Raw genomic sequence first — 20,086 nt, forward strand, 5'->3', positions numbered from 1 at the left:
CCGCGATGTGCAAAAAGTCCGATCGAGTCGGCACGAGAAATCTCATGACCGGGCGCAGGGACAGGCGGGATGTGGCGGCCAGGTGCGGCGGCGGAGACGGCCGGGGGCCGTGAGCTCGACCGTGGCGCCGACGGTCTGCGGGCTGCCCTCGTCGAGGAAGGCCAGCACCTCGGCGGTCGCGAACGCGGTCGCGGCCAGCACGGTGGTCACCACGCAGGGCTCGGGAACGAGCGCGGCGGCCGCGGGCGGGCCCGGCCAGGTGGCGTCCCGGTCCTTGCGATGCAGGTCGAGACAGTTCAGGCAGGGTTTCCCGCCGGCCGGCACGAGCGGGCCGATCACGGCGGCGCCCTCCCGGATCGTGACGGCCAGGTGCGGCTGGTGGCGGGCGGCCATCGCGGCGGCCAGCAGGCTCACGGGCTGGTCGTGGTCGAACTGGACGACCAGGGCGACGGTCCCACGGCGCACGCCCGGCGGCGGCTTCGGCACGATCCGGGAGATCGCGCCGAGGATCGCCTCGCGCCGGGGTGTGCCGACGTCGGACAGGCGAAGCGGGCCGCCGGCCAGCTCGCCCCGGCGGACCGCGCCGGACAGCTCGGGGTGCACGTGCCCGACGCCCGCCTCGGCCAGCGCCACCGCGATGCCGGCGGCGAGCCGGCCCTGGCCGACGAGGGCGACGCGCGCGGCGTTCCGTCGCCGCAGCAGGCTGGTCGGTGGCCCGGCGCCGTGGAGCGCCAGGGCGGCTGCCTCACCGGCGAGGGGATCGGTCGGCGGCAGGAGCGATGAGCGCGGCAGGACGAGACCGGCTTCGCGCAGTGTCGAGAGAAGGGCCCGGCAGTCGTCGGGCGGGATGCCGAGCTCGGCGGCGCGGAGGATGACCAGACGCTCGGTGCGGGTGCCGTCGAGCAGGTCGAGAACCTCGGCGGCACGCGGGTCGGGGAGGTGTAACAGCAGCGCACGGGCCGGGTCGGCACCGAGCTGCAGCTCGCCGGGCCCGCGCCAGAGGCGGGGGAGGCCGGGTATCAGGGTGGGGCGGTTCACCGTGACAGGTTGTCACCGATGCCATGCGGAACGAGTTGGTTGTCCACAGGGCTGCCATGCTCGCGAAGGGGGTTGTCCACAGCTATGGCCGAGTTATCCACAGGCTGGGGTGGCATCCACAATCACTCAACGTGCTTGCTTCGACACGGTTACGGGTAGAGCGACGCAGTCCACGCCGCTCTACCCGTACGCGTGAATCAGGCCTTGGCCTTGCCGAGGATCCGGTTCACCGTCGTGCCGCAGACCGGGCACTTGCCCTTGGCCATGTTCATGCCGGTCTTGGAGACCTCCACGGTGCCCTGGAAGTCTCGCTTCTCCTTGCACTTCACGCAGTAGCCGTTGTACGTGTTGTCGGCCACGGTTCCTCCTAGTCGTGTCGTCGGCCGGGTCGGCCCGATGCCTGTTCGCGGCGGCAGGCCGCGAGCTGCTTGGCGCTGACCGTCCCGACCGCGTGGATGTGTGGCCTCCCGCCAGGGGCGGTCACTACCCAGGTCCGGCTCATTCCATGTGTGATCGGCCATGAATGAGCCAGGTCAGTGCAGCGCCGGCGGTGTCGCCGCCGTCGTGAGTGTGCCGGGAGGAATCGCCCTTTTAGCGAAGTTGCGCCCAAACACGCCGGGAATTACCGGCAAAGTGGTTCAAAACCGACTTTCCGCGCGTTTGGTCGCCATGGTGACGTGCGCTAGGTTGGCTAAACCGCAACTATGTTGCAGGCCTGGAAAATTTTTTCGGTTATACCGGGACGAACCGTGCATATCTGGCACGTGTCATCGGCCGTACTCTTGCGGTGACATGGGTCTCACGGATTAGCGTCTCAACGTGAACCCGAATCTGGGCCGCGCGAGCCGGTAATGGCCCGGACGCGCAAGCCCGTCGTCGAAGTGCGGCGCAGCCAGCGCCGGCGTCGCACGGTGTCCGCATACCGAGACGGTGAGCGCGTGGTCGTGCTCATTCCGGACCGGTTCTCCCGCGCCGAGGAGATGGAGTGGGTCGAGCGGATGCTCGCCCGGCTTGCGGCCCGCGAGGAGCGCATTCGCCGCACCGACGAGGAGCTGCTGGCCCGAGCCCGCCGTCTCACGTCCCGCTACCTGGCCGATCACGCCCATCGGGTGGTTCCGGCCAGCGTCCGCTGGGTGACCAACCAGAACGGCCGCTGGGGCTCCTGCACTCCCGATGACGGCACGATCCGCATCTCCCACCGCATCCAGGAGATGCCCGACTGGGTCATCGACTACGTGCTGCTCCACGAGCTGGCCCACCTGGTCGTCCCCAGCCACAGCGGCGACTTCTGGGACCTGGTGAGTCGCTTCCCCAAGGCCGAACGCGCCCGGGGCTACCTCGAAGGCATCTCCGCCGCCACCGGGCTGGTCCTCGCCGACGACTAGAGTCTCGTTCGTGGTTCGACGCGTGGTTGCGGTGCTGCTGGTGCCGGTGGAGTGGAGTCCTCCCGGTGTGGAGCTCGCGGCCTGGCGAGCCGCCCTCGCCGAAGATGTGGTCGACCTGCTGGCGCGGCTCGCGCAGGCCGAGGCGGCGATCGCCACCACGGCCGCGGACCGCAAACTGGCCGAGGAGATCGCCTGGCCGGGGATGCGGATCTACGAGGTGCCGGCCGCGACCTACCTGCCGGTGTTCGCGGCTGCCGCGGCGGACGGGTTCGACCAGGCCGCGGTCATCGCGGCCGACGCGGCTGACTTGCCGGGGATGATTCTCGGAAAGCTGTTGCAGCCGCTGGACAGCAAAGCCGTCGCGGTCGCGCCCGGCGGCCCCGGAAACGGCCTGCTGGGCGTCGCCACCAGCCTTCCCGCCCCCGGCTGGCTGGCCGATCAGGATCTCGACAGCGCGTCCGCCCAGCTGCTGCGCAGGACCGCGCCCCAGCCGGGCGACGTGACCTCCACGGCGGAGTGGCGCCGGCTTCGCGGGCCGGCCGAGCTGGCCACGCTCGACCCGGCCCTGGAGGGCTGGGAGAACACCAGGGCCCTGCTCGGCGGCTGAAACGCTCAGCGGATAAACGAAGGCGGCGGCGCTGAACAGCGCCGCCGCCCGTCGGATCTGCCTACTTCTCGGGGTTGCCCTCTTCCGGGGCGTCGCCCTTGCCGAGGTCGTCCAGCTCGCTGATGTCCCACTCGGTGTTGCCCTGGGCGAAGACCTGCGGGTTGGCGAAGTCTTCGTCGGTGGGCAGCAGGTCGGGGTGGCCCCACAGAGCGTCGCGCCCCTGGATGCCCCGCTGCTCGGTGACCGCCGCCCACAGAGCGCCGGCCTCCCGCAGGCGGCGCGGGCGCAGCTCGAGGCCGACCAGCGCGGCGAAGGTCTGCTCGGCCGGGCCACCCGCCCCGCGACGGCGGCGGAACGCCTCGGCCAGGGCCGACACGCTGGGGAGACGGTCGCCGGCCGCGTTGTCGACCACGTGACCCACCCAGCCCTCGATCAGCGCGAGCGCCGTCTCGAGGCGGGCCAGGCTCGCCTTCTGCTGCGGGGTGTCCTCCGGCGTGAAGATGCCCTCCAGGGCCATGGCCTGCATCGACTCGGGATCGTTCGGGTCGACGCGGCTCATCGCCTCCTCGATCGCCTCGCGGTTGACCGTGATGCCGTTGGCGTAGGTCTCCACCGCGGTCAGGACGTGCGCGCGCAGCCACGGCACGTGCCCGAACAGCCGCTGGTGCGCTGCTTCGCGAAGAGCGACATACAGCCGGACCTGGTCTTCGGGAAGCTCGAGGCCCTCGCCATACGCCTTGATGTTGGCCGGCACCAGCGCGGCCGTGCCGGTCGGTCCGAGCGGAAGCCCGATGTCGCCGGCCGAGAGCACCTCGGCCGCGAGCTGGCCCAGCGCCTGCCCGAGCTGGCCGCCGAAGAGCGCGCCGCCGAGCGTGGCCACCATCGACTGCATCGGCCCGAGCTGGGCCTTGGCCTCGTCGGGGACCAGGTCGCCCATGGCGCCGACCATACGGCCGGCAATCGGGTCGCAGAGCTTCTTCCAGACCTCGAGCGTGTTGAAGATCCACTCGTTGCGGTTCCACGCCGCGGCCACCCGGATGCCGCTGGGCAGCGATGAGACGGGGTCGAGCCACAGGTCGGCGAGGCGGAGCGCCTCCTCGACGTGGTGGCGCTCGTACATGGTCACCGCCGGGTCGCCGGACCCGGACAGCTGGCTCTGCGCGACCTGCCGGGCAAGGTCCCAGTTGACGGGGCCGTTGTCGGGGCCGCCGGCGAACATCTGCTGCAGTTGCGCCATGAACTGCTGCATCTGCTGCGGGTCGGAGGGATCGGGCGGCTGTGCGCCCGGCAGTGAGAAGCCGAACGGGATATCAGGCACGTCGTCAACCGTACGCGCGAAACGCCCGCTTCGGACCGATGGCGGTGTCAGCTCAGAGAGAACTCAGGGTGGGGCGATAGTCTCACGCGCATGAGACGTCGTGGTGTCACCGTCATCCTCGGCGCCCTGCTCACCGCGCTGCTGGCAGTCGGTGTCATGGCGGCGCCCCTGCCGTACGTGGTGCTGAAGCCGGGCCCGACGGTGAACACACTCGGTTCCAGCAACGGTACCGAGGTGATCCAGGTGACGGATGCGAAGACGTCAACATCGGCCGGGCAGCTGCGGCTCACCACGGTAAACGTGCAATCCCAGGTGGAGCTGGTCTGGGCGATCAGCGGCTGGTTCAGCCACAAGGACGCGGTGGTGCCACGCGAGCTGATCTACCCGCCGAACACCACCGAGAAGCAGGTCGAGGAGCAGAACGCGCAGGAGTGGACCGAGTCGCAGGACAGCGCGGTCACGGTCGCGCTGACCAAGCTCGGTTACCCGGTGCAGACTGTGGTCAAAACGGTGACCGCCGGCGGTGCGGCCACCGGCCTGCTGCAGGCGCAGGATGTGATCACCGCGGTCGACGACACCAAGATCACTGATCCTGGGAAGCTGACCGACGTCGTCCGGGGCAAGCCCGCCGGCACCACGTTCACGATCGCCTACACCCGGTCGGGCAAGGCCGGCACCGCCGAGGTCACCACGAAGGCCTCCGGTGACGACAAGACGCCGCGGCTCGGCATCGAGATCGAAAAGAAACAGCCGTACCCGTTCAAGGTGACCATCGACCTCGACAAGATCGGCGGCCCGAGCGCCGGTCTGATGTTCACCCTGGGGATCATGGACAAGCTCGAGCCGGAGGACCTCACCGGCGGCAAGATCATCGCAGGGACGGGCACGATCGACGACGGCGGCAACGTCGGACCGATCGGCGGCATCCCGCAGAAGCTGGTCGGCGCGAAGAGCGCCGGCGCTCAACTGTTCCTGGTGCCGAAGGACAACTGCGCCGAGGCTCTGAAGAACGCGGTCGACGGGCTCCCGATGGCCGAGGTGGCCACGGTGGACGACGCACTGACCGCGCTCAAGACGTTCACCTCCGGCGGCACCCCGAAGCCCTGCTCAGCGTCGTGACAGATGTCGTAATGTGAGACACCGCCGCCCAAATGATGTGTGGAGCCCACGTTGGTCATGCGTAACAGCCCTCTACCGAGGATGAGCCGGCGCGGTCGCGTCACGGTCGGCGTCCTGGTCGGGGTCTTCCTTCTATTCACGCTGCTCGGCTGGGGCATCGACGCTTACACGGACTACCTCTGGTTCCATGAGGTCGACTTCGTCAACGTCTTCTCCGGCGTACTTGTCACTCGACTGCTGTTGTTCGTGGTCATCGGCCTGGCCGTTGCCCTGATCATCGCAGCCAACCTATATCTGGCGTACAGGTTGCGCCCCCTGCTCCGGCCGCACTCGGCCGAGCAGGCCACCCTCGAGCGCTACCGCATGGTGATCGGCCCGCGTCTGGGCACCTGGATCACGGTGCTCTGCGTGATCATCGGTTTCTTCGCCGGTCTGTCCGCCCAGGGCCGGTGGAAGGAGTGGATGCTCTTCCAGAACGCTGTGCCGTTCGGGAAGGTCGACCCGCAGTTCAAGGTGGACATCGGGTTCTACGTCTTCGACTACCCGCTGTGGCGTTACCTGCTCGGCGTCGCCTTCACCGCCGTGGTGCTGTCGGTGCTCGGCTCGCTCGCCGTCCACTACATCTTCGGTGGGGTGCGGCTGCAGGGCGTCGGCGATCGGATGACGACCGCCGCGCGAGCCCACCTGACCACACTGGTTGCGGTGTTCGTGCTGCTCAAGGCAGTGGCGTACATTCTTGACCGGCGTGCGCTCCTGCTAGAGCAGCACGTGGCCTCGGGTCTGTACGGCGCCGGCTACACCGACGTCAACGCCCTGCTTCCAGCCAAGGAGATCCTGGCCTACATCTCCATCGTGGTCGCCATCGCGATCATCGTGTTCTCCAACGCCGGCATGCGAAATCTGGTCTGGCCGGGCGTCTCCCTCGCCCTGCTGGCCATCTCGGCCGTCGCGATCGGCGGCATCTACCCGCTGGCCGTGCAGAGCTTCTCGGTCAAGCCCAGCCAGGCCGACAAGGAAGCGCCGTACATCCAGAAGTCGATCAACGCGACCCGGGATGCGTTCGGGCTCACCAGCACCGACATAGAGCCGTACACCGCGACCAACGTGTCGCCGCCGACGTCGCTGCCCACCGACACCAGCGCCGAGAACGTCCGGGTCATCGACCCGCAGTTGGTGTCGCAGGCGTTCACCCAGTCGCAGCAGTCCCGCGGCTTCTACGACTTCGGCAAGAAGCTCGACGTCGACCGTTATGACGTCGGTGGCAAGACCAGCGACTTCGTGGTCGGCGCCCGCGAGATCAACGACGACAAGCTGACCACCCAGCAGCGCAACTGGCTCAACCGCCACACCGTCTACACCCATGGATATGGGCTGGTCGCGGCGCCTGCTAACAACGTCGGCTGCGCCGGTCTGCCCTACTTCGTGTCCGGCTTCCTCGGCAACACCGGCCAGGCGAGCAACTGCTCCTCCGGCACCGAGCAGATCAAGGTTGACCAGCCCCGCATCTACTACGGCGAGCAGTCGACCGAATACGCGATCGTCGGCCAGTCCGACAAGTCGCGCAAGGTCGAGTTCGACCGCCCGCAGGAGAACGACGAGGACCAGGGTGAGTACTACGCCTACGACGGCAAGGGTGGCGTGCCGGTCGGCTCGTTCCTCCGCAAGCTGGTCTTCTCGATCAAGCTGACCGAGAGCAACTTCCTGCTCTCCGATGCGGTCAACGACAACTCGAAGCTGATGTACATCCGCGACCCGCGCTCCCGGGTGGAGAAGGTCGCGCCGTTCCTGACCATCGACGGCGACCCCTACCCGGCCGCGGTCGACGGGCGGATCGTGTGGATCCTCGACGGCTACACGACGTCGGCGACCTACCCGTACTCCTCGAAGATCAACCTGGCCAACGAGACCAAGGACGAACTCACCGGGCAGGGGCAGTTCGCGCTCGCCCGGGACGATGTCAACTACATGCGCAACTCGGTGAAAGCCACCGTCGACGCGTACGACGGCACCGTCAAGCTGTACGAGTTCGACGACCAGGACCCGTTGCTGAAGGCCTGGAACAAGGCGTTCGGCGGCCACCTGATCATCCCGAAGGCGGACACGCCGGCCTCGCTCGAGGCCCACTTCCGCTACCCGCAGGACCTGTTCAAGGTGCAGCGCAACCTGCTCACCAAGTTCCATGTCACCGACCCGCGGGCGTTCTTCTCCGGCCAGGACTTCTGGCAGGTGCCCAACGCGCCGGACAATCCACAGAGCAATGTGAAACAGCCGCCGTACTACCTGAACGTGCAGCTGCCGAAACAGACGGGTACGCAGTTCCAGCTGACCGCGGCGGTGACCCCGCTCAACCGGGAGAACCTGGCCGCGCTCGTCTCCGCCTCGTACGTGGACAACCAGCCAAAACTTCAGGTGTACGAGTTACCTGATCAAACCGTCATTCCCGGGCCGGTCCAGGTCCACCGCAACATGACCGCCAACGCCAGCGTGTTGCAACAGCTGACACTGCTGTCCAGAAACGGCCAATCCCAGGTCTTGTACGGCAACCTGGTCTCGCTGCCCGTGTCCGACGGCATCCTGTACGTCGAACCCGTCTACGTGAAGACCGGTAACCAGGACAACGCGGCCCCGCTGCTGCAGAAGGTCCTGATGTCGTACGGCGACGGCGGCACCTACGTGGTCCTCGCCGACAACCTCAAATCCGGCCTGCAAGCCCTGGTCAACCAGGCCAAACAGAACGGCAATGCCAACGGCAACAACCAGGGGAACACCGGAAACAGCGGAAACACCAGCGGTACGCCACCAGCGACGTTACCGACCGAGCTGGCGCAAGCCGCCGCTGAGCTGGACACGGCCATCCAGAACGTGAAGACCGCCCAGCAGTCCGGGGACTTCACCAAGTACGGCGAGGCCCTCTCGGCCCTGGACACGGCCATGGCCAAGTTCCAGAACGCTCAGAAGGCCGCCACCGCCACCACGCCGCCCACCCCGTCGGGTTCGGCCTCACCGAGCGCGCCGGCATCAACGCCGGCCAACCCGGCACCGAGCGCCAGCGGCTGACGTGACGAGCGATACCCGGAGGCCGTTTTGCAGACGGCCTCCGGGTTGCGCTAGTGTTAACGAGCCGACGCGGGGTGGAGCAGCTCGGTAGCTCGCTGGGCTCATAACCCAGAGGTCGCAGGTTCAAATCCTGTCCCCGCTACGAGTCCTAGGGGCCTCCTGTTCGCGGAAAGCGCGAACCGGGGGCCTCTTCGCATGTCTGCCTGGGGGCCGAGCCCCCAGACCCCCACGGCGCGATGGTTGCGCTGGGTGTTTGGTTGCGCTTCGTGCGGATGCATCGGGCTTCGCCCTTGCCCACACCCCCGCTGGTCTGTCCGTGCCTTGTCTTTGCGCGCCTCGCTTCGCCTCGCTTCGCGCCTCGCGCCTCGTCTGCGTGGGACGGGTGGGGTGGGTGGGCAATCGGGTGATCGTTTTGTTGGGTTGGCTTAAAGGCTTTGGGGACTGGACGTTTGGGGTGTCTTGTTTGTCGGGATTAATGTTCGGCTACGGCTGGGTTTGTCGGGGGGCGTAATCGGGGCGCTATTTGCGTGAGCCTTTTGCGTAACAGAGCGTGCTTGACGATTAAATGGTTGCCGTTCAATCTGGTGAATGTGATTGGTGCGCCTGTTTCGATATTGGCGCCGTCTGCTGTAACGCAGAATTCATCCGGGGCGGGGGCAATGGACGTATTTCGGGTTCATCGGCGGCATGTGGTCAGGTTTGCGCTGGTGGGTGCGTTCTGTTTCGGGATGCAGTACGCCGTCATGACGGTGCTCGCCCGTATCGGGGTTGACTTGTCCCTTTCGAATGCTGCTGGGTTCTTCCTTTCTGCGCAGGTCAACTTTGTGTTGAGCAGTGTTTTTACGTGGGGTGGCGGCGAGGGTCCGGGGTCGGGGTTGAGTTGGGGCGGCCTGTCGTGGTTGCGGTGGGCTTCCTATAACTCGACTGCCCTGCTCGGGCTGGCTGTCAACACGGTGGTGTTCAGTGCCGTACATCGGCCGCTCGGTGTTCCTCTTGGCACCCTTGCGGGGGGCGGCGCCAGCGCGGTGTTCACGTACCTGGTCTGCAACTTTCTTGTCTTTCGTCAGCGCCGGGCGCCGCTCGCGTCCACTGTGGAAGCCGAGGTCGCGGCATGACGGCAGTGGCTCTTCCGGTTCGGCTGGCGGTGCGCACCTTCATCGATGGGGTGGCGGTGGTCATGCCTGCGTACGACGAGCAGGACAACCTGACCGCCACGGTTACCGATTTCCTGCGTACGTTGGCGGCAGCTGATCTTCCGCATGTTGTTGTGGTGGTCAATGACGGCAGCTCCGACCGGACGGGTGCGGTGCTCGACGAGCTCGCCGTGACCTACCCGGGGCGGGTCATCGCGGTCCATCACCCGGTCAACCAGGGGTACGGGGCCGCCGTTCGGACCGGGATCGCGGCGGCGCTGGAACAGACCGAGTTGCGATGGGTGTTGCTGACCGACTCGGACGGGCAGTTCCACAGTGACGACCTGGTCGACTTCATCGACGTGCGCCGGCGGGAGCGGGCCGACGCCGTCATCGGCTACCGCGAGCAGCGCGCCGACCCGTGGCGACGCCGGCTGAACGCGTGGATCTGGACCTGGCTGTGCCGGATCGTGCTGCGCGTACCGAGCCGGGATGTGGACTGCGCGTTCAAGCTGATCGACCGCCGGTTGCTGGACGGCGTACGGCTGACCGGCGAAGCCGCGGCGATCTCGCCGGAGCTGCTGGCCAAGATCTCGGTGCGGAAAATGCGGTTGGTCGAGCATCCGGTGCGGCACCACCCGCGCCTGCATGGGGAGCAGACCGGCGCGAAGCTTTCCGTCATCGCCAAGTCGCTGGCCAGCCTGGCGAGCGTCTACTGGCAGATGGTCTGGGCCTCGGACAAGCAACCCTGGGTGCGGCGGCTGCTGCGCCCGAAGGATCCGCTGCTCACCTTCGTGACGGTGGCCGCCATCCTGCTGTCGGTCGGCGGGTACCTCTACTTCCGGCATCAGGGTGCGGTGCTCGCGTACAAGGATGCCAACTCGCACCTGCTGATCGCGCGACGCGTGCTGGAGAGCCCGACCGCCGGCGCCGCCCAACTCGGCGGCGTGTGGTTGCCCCTGCCGCACCTGCTCGCACTGCCGCTGGTGTGGAACGACACGCTTTACGAGACCGGTCTGGCCGGGGCGATCGGCTCGATGCTGGCTTTCGTCGTCACGGTGCGATACCTCTACCTGCTGGGCGCCTCGCTGGCGCGCAGCCGGTTCGCCGGGGTGGCTACCGCGCTGTTGTTCGCGGTCAACGCGAACACTCTCTACCTCCAGTCGACGGCGATGACCGAGAGCCTGCTGTTCGCCTGCATCGTGGCGACCATCTATTACCTGCACGAATGGTGCCGCTTCGGCCGGTACAAGGACCTGATCGCCACCTCGGTCGCGATCCTGCTGGCCACGCTCACCCGGTACGAGGGCTGGGTGCTGTGCCTGGCAGCGCTGGCCGTGGTGACGTACACGGAATTGCGCCGGCACCGCAGCTACATCCGTACCGAAGCGTCGTTCATCTTCTACGGTTTTATCGCCTTTGCCGGCATCGCCGGGTGGTGCGTGTGGAACTTCGTCATCTTCCACAACCCGCTGTACTGGAAGTTCGGCGAGTACGCCGACTCGTCGCTCTGGGTCAAGCAGGGCGAGGCGGCGGTCGGTCATCTGGGTGTCGCCACCCGCACGTACTGGCTGGCCGCCGAGCACAACATCGGCCTGGCCACGCTGGTGCTGGGCGGGCTGGGGGTGGTCGCGTACGTGGCTCGCAACCGGCTTCGGCCAGAAGCCGTCGCCGTCTATCCGTTGCTGGGTTTCGGGGTCTTCTTCGTCTACGCGCTCTACTCCGGCGAGCGTCCGCTGCACGTCAAGGAGATCACCGGCGAGTGGTACAACGTCCGGTTCGGTTTGATCATGCTGATTCCGGCGTCGATCTTCGCGGGTTATCTGATCGGCCTGGTCCCGTCGGTGGTGAAAGACCCTCGACTGGCCCGGCTGGCGAAGGGTGCCGCCGCGGCCGGCGTGCTGGCCACCGCGCTCGCCGTGCCGGGCGTGGTCACGCTGGACGAGGCGACCGAGTTCCGGGCCAGCCAGTGGGAATCAGCGAACGCGTCCGCCTCCGCCTGGCTGCGCGCCCATCACGACGGCGGACTCACGCTGATGATGTCGTACGAGAACGAGTCGGTGACCTTCGATTCGCATGTCCCCACCCAGCGCATCGTCTACGAGGGCAGTTACCAGATGTGGGAGCCCGCGCTGCGGGATCCGGCCGCGCAGCACATCGAGTGGATCTACATGCGCGGGCTGCCCGGCTCGGAGGACCTGGTGTTCCGGCGACTGAACGGAACCCCGCAACTCACCCAGGCGTACGACCTGGTCTACAGCGCCGGTGACCGGATGATCTACCACCGGAAGGAGCAACAGCGGTGACCCAGATGCGCGCGGAAAACACCGTATCGCCGATCGCGGAGCTGAGCCCGGAGCTGAGCGCCAGCAAGCTCCTCAGCCGTGGTCAGGCGGTCGGTGGGGTGGCGGCGATCGCAACGATCGTAGTGCTGCTGACCCTCTCGGCCACCGTGGGATTCGGACCATCCCTGCTGTGGTGGGGTCAGTTCGCGGTCGCCGCGGTCACCGTGGTCTACGTCGTGGTAATCGTGTTCAAACTGGCCATGGTCTTCCGTGCCGACGGCGCGCCGGTGCTGCGCTTCGAGCCCGACGACCTGCGGGCCATCCCGGACAAGGACCTGGCCCGGTACACCATCCTGGTTCCGCTCTACCGGGAAGCCTCGGTCCTGCCCTATCTGGTGGGCCGGTTGTCCGCCCTGGACTATCCGGCCGACAAGGTGCAGATTCTGCTGCTCATCGAGGAGGACGACACCGAGACCCGGGCCGCGCTCGCCTCGATGGAGCTGGCCCCGCAGTTCGAAGTGGTGCTCATCCCGGACTCCCAGCCGAAGACCAAGCCGAAGGCCTGCAACGTCGGCCTGGCCCGGGCCACCGGCGAGTTCTGCGTCATCTACGACGCCGAGGACCGGCCCGAGCCGGACCAACTGCGCAAGGCGGCGCTCGCTTTCCGGCTGCTGCCGGACCGGGTGGTCTGCGTTCAGGCCGAGCTGCACTACTGGAACCCGTGGACGAACTGGCTGACCCGGTGCTTCGCCGCCGAGTACGCCACCAACTTCAGCCTCTCCCTGCGTGGGCTGGACCGGCATGGGCTGGCCATCCCGCTGGGCGGCACCTCCAACCACTTCCGCACCGATGCGCTGCGGGACCTCGGCGGCTGGGACCAGTACAACGTGACCGAGGACGCCGACCTGGGCATCCGGATCGCCCGCCGGGGCTGGGACGTACGGATGATGGTCTCGGTGACCGAGGAGGAGGCCAACAGCCGGCTCGGCAACTGGGTCCGCCAGCGCAGCCGATGGATCAAGGGCTACATCCAGACCTGGCTCGTGCATTCCCGGCATCCGTTGCGGGTCTGGCGGGAGCTGGGCACCAAGCGGGCCGTGGCGATGCACCTGACGCTCGGCTTCTCCACCTTCACCACGCTGGTCAACCCGATCTTCTGGGCGCTGTTCGTCAGCTATCTGATCACCGGACCGCGCTATCTGGAGCCGTTCTTCCCGCCGATCAGCCTCTACGCCGGCCTGGCCACGATGGTCCTGGGCAACGTGCTGATGTGCTATTGCCTGATGAACGGCTGCATGGAGCGTGGCCTGCACCGCGCGGTGCGGGCGATGCTGACCGTCCCGCTCTATTGGGGACTGATGAGTGTCGCCGCGTACAAGGCGGTATTCCAGCTCCTGCGACCGAGCAAGCGGCACTTCTGGGAGTTGACCGAACACGGGCTGGTCTCTCATGAGGCGTAGTGCGCCGCTGCTACTGCTCCTCCTGGCTCTACTGGTCGTGCCGCGACCCGCTTACGCGAACCCGCCCACCACGTTCGACAAGACACTGGTGGCCGACGGGCTGGACGCGCCGACGGCGTTCCGGTTCGCGCCGGACGGGCGTGTCTTCATCGCCGAGAAGAACGGCGCGGTGCGGCTGATCGACCACGGTGAGCTGCACGTCGCACCGATGATCACGCTGGCCACCGCGAACGCCGACGAGCGCGGGCTGCTCGGCCTCGAGCTCGACCCGAACTTCACCGCCAACCACTACATCTATCTGGCCTACACCCATGCGGAGAACCTGAACCGGCTCAGCCGCTTCACGGTCACCGGCGACACCATCGACCCCGGCTCGGAAAAGGTGCTGCTCAAGTCCAACCAGCAGGCCAACGTCTTCCACCACGGCGGCGAGGTGCGGTTCGGGCCGGACGGCAAGCTGTACTGGTCGCTGGGCATCAACGTCTACCACCCCAACGCGCCCAACCTCGGCACCATCCACGGCAAGATCCTGCGGATCAACGCCGACGGCACCATCCCGCCGGACAATCCGTTCGTGGGCATCCCGGGGGCGGAGCCGGCGATCTGGGCCTACGGGTTGCGCAACACGTTCCGGTTCGACATCGTGCCCAACGGGCCCAACGCCGGCAAACCGATCGGCGGCGACGTGGGCGGCTCGGAGTTCGAGGAGCTCAACCTCATCGAGAAGGGCGCCAACTACGGCTGGCCGAACGCGGAAGGGTTCTGCTCCGGCTGCGGCTACGCGCAACCGGTCTACACCTATCCGCACACCGCGCCGCCGGCCAGCGCCGGCTCGATCACGTCGGTGGTGGTTTACACCGGCAACACGTTCTCGAGCGAGTATCACAACGCGGTTTTCTTCGCCGACTACACGCTCGGGTTCATCAAGTACCTGACGATGGACGAGACGTATACCAGCGTCGTGTCCGTGCACGACTTCGACCTGGACGCCGGGACGCCGATCCAGCTGTCGGTCGGTCCGGACGGCAACCTCTACCAGCTCGACATCTATCCCGGAGCGCTCTACCGGATCGCCCCGTCGGGCGGCAACCGGGCGCCGGTGGCCAAGGCCGCCGCCTCGCCGGACAACGGCCTCGGCCCGCTCGACGTCTCGTTCTCCTCGGCCGGATCGGCCGATCCCGACGGCACCGCCCTGACCTACGCGTGGAACTTCGGCGACGGCGCAACCTCAACTTCGGCAAACCCGACGCACCGGTACGCCGCCAACGGCGTCTTCCATGTAACTCTGACCGTGCGTGACGGCGACAAGACCGGCACCGCGACGATCGAGGTGCAGGTCGGCAACCGAAGACCGACCGGAGTCATCACCGCGCCGGTCACGCAGGCGCGCTACGACGCGGGCGACACGATCAGCTACGCCGGCACGGCAAGCGACCCGGACCAGGGAGCGCTGCCCGCGAGCGCCTTCTCCTGGTCGGTGGTGTTCCATCACGCCGATCACGTGCATCCGTTCCTCGGCCCGATCAACGGTGTCACCGGCGGCACGTTCTCGATTCCGCGGATCGCCGACAACGTCGCGACGACCTGGTACGAGATCCGGCTCACCGTCACCGACAGCGGCGGCCTCACGCATACCTCGTCGGTCGAGGTCAGGCCGAACCTGGTGAAGCTCACCTTCAAGGCGAACGTCGAGGGACTTCAGTACGCAGTCGACGGCATCCCGGCCACCGCGACGTACACCGAGAACGCGGTGGTCGGCGTGGAACGTACGCTCAGCGCCGCATCTCCGCAGTTCTTGGACGGCAAGCAGTACCTCTATCACGGCTGGTCGGACGGGAAGGCCCAGACGCACGTCGTCACGACGCCCGCGGTCGACACCACCTACGCAGTGAGTTTCGACCAGATCAACCCGCCGCCGGCGCCGTGGGCCAGTTCCGACATCGGCACCCGGACCATCGCGGGGCTTTCCTCCTACGAGGACGGTGTCTACACCCTCAAGGGCGGCGGCCATGACATCTGGGACGCCACCGACGAGTTCCGGTACGTCCACCAGCCGCTCTCCGGCGACGGGGAGATCGTGGCCCGGGTGACGGCGCAGAGCAACACGTACGAGTGGGCCAAGGCCGGCCTCATGATCAAGGAATCGGCGACGGCCGGCGCCCCGTACGCGCTGATCGGGGTGACGCCCACGCACGGGATGCACTTCCAGGCCAAGTTCGGCGAGGACGGCGGCGAATTCCCGTACGCCTTCCCGAACGCCTGGTTGAAGCTGACCCGGGTGGGCGACACGATCACCGCGTACCGGTCCGGCGACGGCATCACGTGGTCGCCGATCGGGTCGACGACCCTGGCCATGTCGAGCACCGCGACCATCGGGCTGTTCGTCAGCTCACACGACAACAACGTGCTGTCCACGGCCGTCTTCGATCAGGTCAGCGTCGTCGGCGACGTGAACCCGGCGCTGCCGGCGCCGTGGACCCACCAGGACGTGGGCGCACCGGCGGTCGCCGGGAACGCCACCGAGATCGCCGGGACGTTCACGGTGGCCGGTGCGGGCGGTGACGTCTGGGGCGACGCCGACCAGTTCCACTTCGTCCACCAGCCGCTCACCGGCGACGGCACCGTCATCGCCCAGGTCGTGTCCCAGCAGGGAACCGAGGAATGGGCCAAGGCTGGCATCATGTTCAAGGCGTCCACCGCGGCCGGCTCGCCGTACGCGGCGATGATGGTCACTCCCGGCAATGGCACCAGGTTGCAGGCCAATTTCGCCACCAGCCTGGCCGGCAGTAATGGCGCCGCGCCACGCTGGGTCAAGCTGACCCGCAGCAGCAACGTCGTCACCGGTTATGAGTCGTCCGACGGCGCCAATTGGCTGCTGGTCGGCACGGTCAATCTCGGCGCCCTGCCGGCAACCGTCGAGGTGGGTCTCTTTGTCACCTCGCACGACGCCGGCGCCCTCGGCACCGCCACCTTCGACCATGTCAGCGTGGGGGCCGCGGCGCCGGGTCTGCCCGCCGACTGGAACCAGGCCGACGTCGGGGCGCCGGGTCTGCTCGGCTCGGCGTCGGTCAGCGGCAGCACCTGGACGGTGGCCGGGGCCGGTCATGACATCTGGAACGACACCGATCAGTTCCATTACGTCTACCGCCAACTGCCCGGCGACGGCACCATCGTGGCCCGCCCACTGACCCAGGGCAACACCAGTGAATGGGCCAAATCCGGCATCATGATCAAGGAGGCGGCGGCTCCGCTGACCCCGTACGTGGCGATCTTCCTCACCCCCGGCCACGGCATCCACCTGCAGACCGGCTTCAACACCGACGTCGACGGCGGGGCCGGCAGCGTGCGCACCTGGCTGAAATTGACCAGGGCGGGCGATGCCGTCACCGCCTACCGCTCCACCGACGGCGCCACCTGGTCCGAGATCGGCACGGCGGTGCTGGCCGGCCCGGCCACGATCGGGCTGTTCGTCACCGCGCACAACGGCATCAGCCTGAACACCAGCACGTTCGACCAAGTCAAGGTTTCCTGACACCCTGGTCGCATTGACGATTGACAATGCGTACCGGGGGGGCTAGAAATGATCAAGGAGATTATTGCTGCGACTGTTCTCGTTGTTGGGCCGACCGCCGTGCCGGTGGCCGAGGGATACACCTATCAGTTACTTGGCAAGGCTGCTCCGGACGAGTGCTTCGCTGGAATCGGGAACCCGTACCCGGGGCGGCCGCCGTGCACGACCGGACAAGCCAAGGTCAATCAGGCGTACGTGTGGGGAATGACCCGCGTCGGAACACAGGTGTGGTTCGGGACCGGGGCCAACGTGCACTGCCTGACCAGCGGCGGCAGCCTCGGCGAGGACGAGCCGGTGGTCAACGACGATTACGTCTGCGAATACGGCGAGAGCCAGGTCGTCAAGAACCACCCGACCGTGCCCGGCGAGCTCGGCGACGTGCGACCTCCGCAGGTGTGGCTCTACGACGCGCAGGCCGGCGCGCTGACCAACCAGACCGCGTCGGTGACCGGCGCCTCGGCCGAGGACGAGACGCGACTGCGCAACACCCTCGGGCTGCGGTCGGCGGGCAACCTCGACGGTGTGGTGCTGTTCGCCGGGCCCTCACTCAGCAACACCCTGAACGTGTTCGCGTTCGACGCGGCCACCCACCGGTTCCTGGGCTCGCGAACCCTGCTGCTCTACAGCAACGCGCGCACGTTCCTGGTCGCCGGGGACGAGCTTTATCTCGGCGTGGGCGCGGGTCAGGGCGGTGGACGAAACGGGGCGGTGCTGCGCTGGGCCGGCAACGCGGTCACGCCGTTCGTCTTCGACAAGGTCGCGGACCTGCCCGCACAGGCCGCCGACCTGGCCTATCTGGACGGGCACATCTACGCGACCACCTGGGGCGCGACCAACGCCACCACCACCGGGCAGTTGGCCGGCGTGTGGAAGAGCCCCGAGCTGCCGATCCGGCCGTGGCAGAACCGGCAGTGGACGCAGGTCTTCGACGTCAGCCGGTACGAGACCGATCCGGTGATCCGCACGACGTACGGTCTCGGCGGGGTCGCCGCCTATGGCGGCTATCTCTATTGGGGCACCATGCACGTGCCGCTCCAGGGCACACTCCGCCACCAGGCGACATATCCGCAACCAACCGACGAGGCCGTGCGATTGCAGGCCCGCAATTCGCAACGCGCCCTGAGTATCTGGCGCGGAAAAGACCTGGGCACACCCAATCAAAAGATCGATTTGCTGTACGGCGAGACAGCGCTGCCCGCCTACGCGCCCGACACCGCCACCTGGTCCGCGGTGCCCACCGGCTGGACGCCTCTCTACGGCCGTTCCGGCTTCGGCAACAGCACCAACAACTACACGTGGCGGATGACCGTGGCCGGCGACCGGCTCTACGTCGCCACGATGGACTGGAGCTACCTGGTCCACGACCTGCTGCCGCAGGCGCCACCGACGGATCCCGCACTGTGGGGCGCCGACCTGTGGATGTTCCCCGCCGCCGGTGAGGCCGCGCAGCCGATCAACACGACCGGGCTGGGCAACTACCTCAACTACGGCATCCGCAACATGGCCGCCGACGGCAACGACCTCTACCTGGGCATGGCCAACCCGATGAACCTGCGCACCGACCCCACCGACAACGTCCCCGAGGGCGGCTGGGAACTGCTCAAACTGACCCGCTCCTAGCTGTGCCAGGCGCCGAGCAGATCCGCAGGGCCGTAGGACGCGTCCAGGCCCGAGGTCGATATCCCGCTGCGGCTGATCGCCACCAGCGGGATCGGCTCGTCGCTGAGGGCCGATCGGTGTCGCTGCAGTGCGACCAGGTCGTGATTGTCGAAGGCGGAGTTCTCCAGCCATTTGATCGAGCCGACGAAGAGAAGGTGTTTCGCCACCGGTTCGCGGTCGGCGCCCACGATGTCGATCTCGACGCTGTTGGATCGGGTCCAGTAGGAACCGATCGCCGGCGCCGAGGGCAGCACGCCGTCCGGCAGGAGCCTGGCCAGCGACTCCCGGAGCAGGGGCTCGATGGCCCGTCCTCGCCAGGCCGTCCAGCCGACCCTGATTCGCTCCAGAGTGATGTCGCCCCGAAGACGCTCGATCTCGGCCAGGCGCGGGGCCACGAAGGTCAGCCAGAAGCGCAGGTACGGGTCGGTAACCCGGTAACGCCGATCCTTCGACGGCGTGGTGGAGATCGGTAGATCCGCGGCGACGATGCGCTTGTCGACAAGCTGCTGGGCGGCGCGGGTCAGGGTCGAGTGGGAGATGCCGCCGGCCGCTCGGGCGATGTTCGTGAACGTTCGCTCGCCACTGCCGATCGCCGACAGAACCGTTCGCCCCATCGCCGAGTCGGGAAACTCCGCGGCGAGGGACCGCTCGGCCGAGACGAGAAGTGGTGAGACCGGATTGGCCAACTCCGCGGACAGGAATTGCCAGAGACCGGCGCCGGGTCGCCAATCGGCGCAGATCAGCGGTAGGCCACCGGTCACCATGGCGGCGTCGAAGGCCTCGGCCGGTGCCAGCTGGAGCATCTCGCCGACTTCTGCCGGGTTCAGCGGCCCGAGAACCATCTCTTTGCCGCGCTGATGGAACGGTCTGCCGTACGAGCCCAGCGCCTCCATCATCGACAGGTCCGACCCGATCAGCACGAGCAGGACGGGCTTACGGCTCAACTCCCGGTCCCACGCTCGCTGGAGGATCCCTTCGAAGGCATCCACCCGCTCGACCAGGTAGGGAACCTCGTCGATGACGACGACACTCGGCCGGTCGTCCGGCAGAACGCCGGCGAGCTGACGCAGTGCGGCGCTCCAGTTGCCCGGTGTCGCATCGTCGAACACCGACCGCTCCGGCAACGTCGAGGACCGGATCGCTTCGGTGAACGCCTCCAGTTCGATCTCGGTAGAGGCCCCGGCCGCGGTGAAGAACACCGAGGGCACGGCCGCGCGATCGACGAATGCCTCCACGAGACTGGACTTGCCGATTCGGCGACGTCCCCGGATCAGGAGGCATTGTCCTGGCCGGGGGTCGTCGCCGGCCGGCCCGACGTCCGCGAGCAACGCGTCGAGCGCGGCGAGCTGATGCGCTCTGCCGACGAACGCGACCATGAGTTCTCCCGGACGGTGCGAGCGAAGATAGTGTCGCCAGAGATACTATCTCTCGCGACACTATCCGTGGCGATACCA

13 protein-coding genes and 1 tRNA gene are annotated in these 20,086 nt (G+C 67.4%); 10 read left to right on the forward strand and 4 right to left on the reverse strand.

Annotated features, from left to right (window positions below; genetic code table 11):
• Positions 1-42: 42 nt before the first annotated feature.
• Positions 43-1,038 (reverse strand): hypothetical protein, encoded by a 996-nt coding sequence (locus AB0E90_RS12040; protein ID WP_360403019.1) that lies wholly within the window; start codon positions 1,036-1,038, stop codon positions 43-45.
• A 197-nt stretch (positions 1,039-1,235) separates the two neighbouring features.
• A complete protein-coding gene (locus tag AB0E90_RS12045; protein WP_015625326.1) occupies positions 1,236-1,397 on the reverse strand; it encodes a DUF5679 domain-containing protein in 162 nt (53 codons plus the stop codon).
• Between the two features lie 492 nt (positions 1,398-1,889).
• Here AB0E90_RS12045 and AB0E90_RS12050 point away from each other — a divergent pair, with 492 nt between their 5' ends.
• Both AB0E90_RS12050 and AB0E90_RS12055 read left to right on the forward strand, forming a co-directional pair.
• Positions 1,890-2,423 (forward strand): M48 family metallopeptidase, encoded by a 534-nt coding sequence (locus AB0E90_RS12050; RefSeq protein WP_360403021.1) that lies wholly within the window; start codon positions 1,890-1,892, stop codon positions 2,421-2,423.
• 10 nt (positions 2,424-2,433) lie between these two features.
• The gene (locus AB0E90_RS12055; RefSeq protein WP_360403023.1) at positions 2,434-3,030 is read left to right on the forward strand and encodes a hypothetical protein; all 597 of its coding nucleotides are present in this window, start codon (positions 2,434-2,436) and stop codon (positions 3,028-3,030) included.
• Between the two features lie 61 nt (positions 3,031-3,091).
• Here AB0E90_RS12055 and AB0E90_RS12060 read toward each other — a convergent pair whose 3' ends face one another.
• Positions 3,092-4,348 carry a zinc-dependent metalloprotease gene (locus AB0E90_RS12060; protein WP_360403025.1) on the reverse strand — a complete coding sequence of 419 codons (1,257 nt, stop codon included), beginning with the start codon at positions 4,346-4,348 and terminating at the stop codon, positions 3,092-3,094.
• Between the two features lie 90 nt (positions 4,349-4,438).
• Between AB0E90_RS12060 and AB0E90_RS12065 the strand changes: the two genes are divergently transcribed.
• The 8 genes from AB0E90_RS12065 (at position 4,439) to AB0E90_RS12100 (ending at position 18,593) form a co-directional block, all read left to right on the forward strand.
• Complete coding sequence (locus tag AB0E90_RS12065) at positions 4,439-5,467, forward strand: PDZ domain-containing protein (RefSeq protein ID WP_360403027.1); 1,029 nt, start codon at positions 4,439-4,441, stop codon at positions 5,465-5,467.
• A gap of 81 nt (positions 5,468-5,548) precedes the next feature.
• A complete protein-coding gene (locus tag AB0E90_RS12070) occupies positions 5,549-8,524 on the forward strand; it encodes a UPF0182 family protein (protein ID WP_360403029.1) in 2,976 nt (991 codons plus the stop codon).
• A 68-nt stretch (positions 8,525-8,592) separates the two neighbouring features.
• Positions 8,593-8,666: transfer RNA gene (locus AB0E90_RS12075), tRNA-Met, on the forward strand.
• Between the two features lie 412 nt (positions 8,667-9,078).
• Complete coding sequence (locus AB0E90_RS12080) at positions 9,079-9,639, forward strand: GtrA family protein (protein ID WP_360403031.1); 561 nt, start codon at positions 9,079-9,081, stop codon at positions 9,637-9,639.
• Positions 9,636-11,963, forward strand: a complete 2,328-nt coding sequence (locus AB0E90_RS12085; protein WP_360403033.1) for a glycosyltransferase — start codon at positions 9,636-9,638, stop codon at positions 11,961-11,963. The genes AB0E90_RS12080 and AB0E90_RS12085 overlap by 4 nt, the downstream gene beginning before the upstream one ends.
• Positions 11,964-11,968: 5 nt before the next feature.
• On the forward strand, positions 11,969-13,402 hold the full coding sequence (locus tag AB0E90_RS12090; RefSeq protein ID WP_360403342.1) for a glycosyltransferase family 2 protein: 1,434 nt from the start codon (positions 11,969-11,971) through the stop codon (positions 13,400-13,402).
• On the forward strand, positions 13,392-16,934 hold the full coding sequence (locus AB0E90_RS12095) for a PQQ-dependent sugar dehydrogenase (RefSeq protein WP_360403035.1): 3,543 nt from the start codon (positions 13,392-13,394) through the stop codon (positions 16,932-16,934). The genes AB0E90_RS12090 and AB0E90_RS12095 overlap by 11 nt, the downstream gene beginning before the upstream one ends.
• Positions 16,935-17,177: 243 nt before the next feature.
• Entirely contained in the window at positions 17,178-18,593 is a 1,416-nt protein-coding gene (locus tag AB0E90_RS12100; protein WP_360403037.1) for a hypothetical protein, read from the forward strand.
• Here AB0E90_RS12100 and AB0E90_RS12105 read toward each other — a convergent pair.
• Positions 18,590-20,008: a DUF234 domain-containing protein gene (locus AB0E90_RS12105; protein WP_360403039.1), complete on the reverse strand. Its 1,419-nt coding sequence runs from the start codon at positions 20,006-20,008 to the stop codon at positions 18,590-18,592. The genes AB0E90_RS12100 and AB0E90_RS12105 overlap by 4 nt on opposite strands.
• Between the last annotated feature and the right edge of the window lie 78 nt (positions 20,009-20,086).

The sequence above is a fragment of the Actinoplanes sp. NPDC026619 genome (assembly GCF_040638295.1).
In the GTDB taxonomy this organism is placed as follows: Bacteria; Actinomycetota; Actinomycetes; order Mycobacteriales; family Micromonosporaceae; genus Actinoplanes.

Excerpts from the sequence above, each read along its gene's own strand:
- AB0E90_RS12090 (WP_360403342.1), top strand. The coding sequence starts at position 11,969 with ATGCGCGCGGAAAACACCGTATCGCCGATCGCGGAGCTGAGCCCGGAG.
- AB0E90_RS12065 (WP_360403027.1), top strand. The coding sequence starts at position 4,439 with ATGAGACGTCGTGGTGTCACCGTCATCCTCGGCGCCCTGCTCACCGCG.
- AB0E90_RS12105 (WP_360403039.1), bottom strand. The coding sequence starts at position 20,008 with ATGGTCGCGTTCGTCGGCAGAGCGCATCAGCTCGCCGCGCTCGACGCG.
- AB0E90_RS12100 (WP_360403037.1), top strand. The coding sequence starts at position 17,178 with ATGACCCGCGTCGGAACACAGGTGTGGTTCGGGACCGGGGCCAACGTG.
- AB0E90_RS12085 (WP_360403033.1), top strand. The coding sequence starts at position 9,636 with ATGACGGCAGTGGCTCTTCCGGTTCGGCTGGCGGTGCGCACCTTCATC.
- AB0E90_RS12070 (WP_360403029.1), top strand. The coding sequence starts at position 5,549 with ATGAGCCGGCGCGGTCGCGTCACGGTCGGCGTCCTGGTCGGGGTCTTC.
- AB0E90_RS12095 (WP_360403035.1), top strand. The coding sequence starts at position 13,392 with ATGAGGCGTAGTGCGCCGCTGCTACTGCTCCTCCTGGCTCTACTGGTC.
- AB0E90_RS12050 (WP_360403021.1), top strand. The coding sequence starts at position 1,890 with ATGGCCCGGACGCGCAAGCCCGTCGTCGAAGTGCGGCGCAGCCAGCGC.